This window comes from Psychrosphaera haliotis, from assembly GCF_039523615.1.
Lineage (GTDB): Bacteria > Pseudomonadota > Gammaproteobacteria > Enterobacterales > Alteromonadaceae > Psychrosphaera > Psychrosphaera haliotis.
The window spans coordinates 1-4,010 of sequence record NZ_BAAAFQ010000020.1 but is presented as its reverse complement, the minus strand read 5'-3'; the positions used below and the strand labels follow the sequence as shown (position 1 = coordinate 4,010).

The following is a 4,010-nucleotide window of genomic DNA, read 5'->3' as shown; positions in this document are numbered from 1 at the left end:
TTGCACGTTGTGCGAGGGGTTTTTTATTGCCTCCGTTTTATATTTATCCTTGGCGGCTCGCTAACGCTCTAGATTGCTCGTTCCCGACGCAATCAACCGACTGCATCCATGCAGTCGACCGCCAGGCCCCCATTCGAAGAAGCCCGTTATCGTATGATAGCGGGCTTTTTTACGTTTGGAATTCAGAAAAATCAATGACAACGCATACTAATGTGGCTACTCTAAGGCATCCTTGCCTTCGCAGCACTTGAGCATCCTGTTTTCCGTCTGCGGTTCGCTCTGTCTTTCATAACCACCTATGGGATAATGACACTTAGACTTATGTCCATCGCTGCTCCTTGAGGGGTAATTAAGTAGTTATTTCAGATAAATTTAATCTTTAAATAAAACCTTTTGAGATCTAAATCTAATTTCTACACCTCATTTTTAGTGAGTAAATCAATCTATAATGTTAAATTATATAAAATTATCACTACCTGGTTTTTAGATTGAGTTCACTTAAACCCCTACATACTTTTGGCTTGAATCATACAGCCGAATCTATTTCCTATCTTGCAACACCTTCTGATTTTCAAGAACTGGTGGGTTTAGCATTAAATACTGATTTCATCCTATTGGGTTCTGGCAGTAATGTAGTTTTTTTAGAAGACATCAGTATTCCAGTTTTTATTAATCGTTTTTATGGTAAAACACTAGAAGAAACAAATGACGCTTATATAGTCAAAGTCAATTCCGGTGAAAATTGGCACGAGTTTGTTGTATGGTGTCTTGATCACAATATTAATGGATTTGAAAATCTTGGTTTAATACCAGGAACAGTAGGAGCATCACCAGTTCAAAATATTGGTGCTTACGGTGTCGAAGTAGAAAGGTTTATAAAGGAAGTTGAATATCTAAATTTAAAAACAGGTAATTTTGAAACCCTTTTAAAAAACAAATGTAACTTTGGTTATAGAGATAGTATTTTTAAAAATGAGTTGTCTAAAAGTAGCATAATAACCAGGGTAACTTTTGAGGTTCCAAAAAAGTGGACACCTGTTACTACTTATGGAGAATTAAACTCGATAATTAATCCCAACCCTTTAGATATATTCAATAAAGTATGTGAAGTTAGAGCAAATAAATTACCTGATCCAACCAAGCTTGGTAACGCTGGCAGCTTCTTTAAAAACCCTATAATTGACAAAGAAAGGGTGGAAATATTGAATCAAGAGTTTCCTGAATTACCTTCTTATCCCATTGGCAAAAATAATGTGAAAGTCGCTGCAGGTTGGCTTATCGATCAAGCAGGATTAAAAGGAACATCGTTTGGAGAAGTTGGTGTCAACCCAGCACAAGCGTTAGTACTTACAAACCTAAATGGCAAGGCGAAAGGTCACGACCTACTACAAGCAACACAAGCTATAATAAAGACAGTTTTTTATAAGTTTGGAATTACACTAGAACCAGAAGTAAGAATGTTTGAGCGTTCAGGCGAAACGACCATAAGTGCACAACATGACACCTGAGTCCGATATTAAGCTACATATCATAAATGAATTATCAGCAGGCCAATTCGTATCAGGACAAGAACTTGCTGACTCAATGAGTGTAACTCGCAGTGCTATAGCTAAGCACATTAAAGTTATCAAAGAGCTAGGTTTAGATATTTACTCTGTAAAAGGGAAAGGTTATCGCCTCTCTGAGAAACTATCCCTGCTTGATCTTGAAACTATTAAAGAGGGTTACATAGCTAATAACCCCATAGAACTGCATCATGTTATCGATTCCACAAACGCCTATTTAATTAGATCATTACGCGAAAATAAGAACTTGATTAATGGTCATACGGTAGTTGCTGAATGCCAGACGGATGGGAGAGGCCGAAGAGGTCGTGCGTGGGTAAGTCCTTTTGGTAGTCATATTTATATGTCTCGTTATTACCAAACTAGTTTGGGGCTTTCCGAGGCTTCTGGTTTAAGTTTGGCAATTGGTATTGCAGTGGCAAACTCCATTAATCGATTTGTGGGCAATAAAGCGAAGTTAAAATGGCCGAATGATGTACTTGTAGATAATAAAAAAATTGCCGGTGTGTTAATAGAAGCTGAAGGGCAGAGTGATGGGATGTGTCATCTGATAATTGGGATAGGCATTAACATACAAATGCCAAAGGACTCCTCCCTCAAAATTGATCAGCCTTGGACAGATATAAACTCAAATGTTGACAAGCCGATGGATAGAAACCTCTTCCTTACCTACTTGCTGTCAGAAATTGACATTATCATGTGTACTTTTAGAGAGACTCGATTAGATGCTTTATATGATACGTGGAATAAAATGAATGCATATAAAGATAAAGGCGTAAAAGTAATCAGTGGGCGAAATGTTCGTGAAGGGACATGCCTAGGCATAGACTCCACCGGAGCATTGCTTGTTAACGATAATTTAACTAACACAGTATTCAAAGCTATCGGCGGAGAAGTAAGTTTACGAGCGGCCAATCAATGAATTTATTAGTAGATGCTGGAAATACTTCCATTAAGTTTGCTTTAGAAAGCCAACAAAAGATTTTAAGGGTCTCTGAAGAAGACGCTTTATCCCAGTTAGCTAACATAGAGGCGGTTATTGTATCTAAAGTTAAAGAATATGATGTTATTGATAATATAAAAACTAACTTTATAAACTTTGGTAAGCCATTTATTGTTGCGTCAGTTAGTAAAGAGCACAGCGGTGTTACTTGTGGTTATAATAATATAAAAAACTTAGGGATAGATAGATGGGTAGCTGTAATAGGTGCATGTCGTTTATACCCTAACCGCAATTTAGTAATTGTTGATGCTGGCACCGCGATGACGATAGACGCTATAGTAGACAGTCAGAACCATTTAGGTGGTTGGATTGTGCCAGGTCTATCATTAATGAAGCAGTCAATTGAACAAAAGGCTCCTCTAGTATTTTCTAGCAATGAGAGCGCAATCGAAGAATTTGGCACCGATACTCCATCGGCGTTGGAAAACGGTTGTATTTTAACATTAATTGGAAGTATAGAAAAAGCGGTCAATTTACTTAAATCGGATTACAACAGTCAAAATATTATGGTGTTGCTTACAGGTGGAGATGCACAAACCTTGTCTAAAAGGTTGTTAATTGAACATGCGTTAGAGCCTGATTTAATTTTTCATGGATTGTCGGAATACACAAAGTAACAAACAAAAGTATACTAAATAAACGATAAGTATCCTTTTTGTTTAAAACATAATCAAACAAACAAAAAACTTAAAAAAAAGCGTTTTTAGGCTTGCACAATCAAACCTCTTGCCATAGAATTCGCACCACTTGATGCAGTGCCGGCTTAGCTCAGTTGGTAGAGCAACTGACTTGTAATCAGTAGGTCGCCAGTTCGATTCCGGCAGCCGGCACCATCAAATAAAAAAGTGTGGAGGGGTTCCCGAGTGGCCAAAGGGATCAGACTGTAAATCTGACGGTTCTACCTTCGGTGGTTCGAATCCACCTCCCTCCACCATCTAATTCTCTTATTAAGGTTTAACCTTGATATTTAAGGTCGGCTCGCGACCTTTTGTGCTTTGTGCGGGAAATTGAACAAAGCGGACGTCGTATAATGGTATTACTCTAGCCTTCCAAGCTAATAACGCGGGTTCGATTCCCGCCGTCCGCTCCAATTATTTTTTGCTGATATAGCTCAGTTGGTAGAGCGCACCCTTGGTAAGGGTGAGGTCGGCAGTTCAAATCTGCCTATCAGCACCATATCTATAATTCCCTGCCCAAACTTTTTAAATTTAGAAACCACGCGTATTGCGTATTATTTTAATAAACTCAAGTAGGTCTGAAAATGGCAAGAGAAAAGTTTGAACGTACTAAACCGCACGTTAACGTTGGTACAATTGGTCACGTTGACCACGGTAAAACTACATTAACAGCTGCAATCTCTGCAGTTCTTTCTAAAACTTACGGTGGTGAGTCTCGCGATTTCGCACAAATCGATAATGCTCCAGAAGAGCGTGAGCGTGGTA

The 4,010-nt window shown here is 38.5% G+C and carries 4 protein-coding genes and 4 tRNA genes; all 8 read left to right on the top strand.

All coding sequences use genetic code 11. From position 1 onward, the window contains the following. Positions 1-488 precede the first annotated feature (488 nt). A complete protein-coding gene (gene murB / locus ABD009_RS14180; protein WP_343826510.1) occupies positions 489-1,508 on the top strand; it encodes a UDP-N-acetylmuramate dehydrogenase in 1,020 nt (339 codons plus the stop codon). After that, positions 1,498-2,487: a bifunctional biotin--[acetyl-CoA-carboxylase] ligase/biotin operon repressor BirA gene (gene birA, locus ABD009_RS14175; RefSeq protein ID WP_343826508.1), complete on the top strand. Its 990-nt coding sequence runs from the start codon at positions 1,498-1,500 to the stop codon at positions 2,485-2,487. Before murB ends, birA begins: the two co-directional genes overlap by 11 nt. After that, complete coding sequence (locus ABD009_RS14170; protein ID WP_343826506.1) at positions 2,484-3,185, top strand: type III pantothenate kinase; 702 nt, start codon at positions 2,484-2,486, stop codon at positions 3,183-3,185. The genes birA and ABD009_RS14170 overlap by 4 nt, the downstream gene beginning before the upstream one ends. A gap of 140 nt (positions 3,186-3,325) precedes the next feature. Continuing rightward, positions 3,326-3,401, top strand: a tRNA-Thr gene (locus ABD009_RS14165). Positions 3,402-3,417: 16 nt separating this feature from the next. Next, positions 3,418-3,502, top strand: a tRNA-Tyr gene (locus ABD009_RS14160). A gap of 82 nt (positions 3,503-3,584) precedes the next feature. After that, positions 3,585-3,658, top strand: a tRNA-Gly gene (locus ABD009_RS14155). Positions 3,659-3,668: 10 nt separating this feature from the next. Continuing rightward, positions 3,669-3,744 (top strand) — tRNA-Thr (locus ABD009_RS14150). Positions 3,745-3,829: 85 nt separating this feature from the next. Continuing rightward, positions 3,830-4,010, top strand: a 181-nt coding sequence (locus tag ABD009_RS14145) for a GTP-binding protein (RefSeq protein WP_343825760.1), incomplete at its 3' end; no start/stop codon positions are given.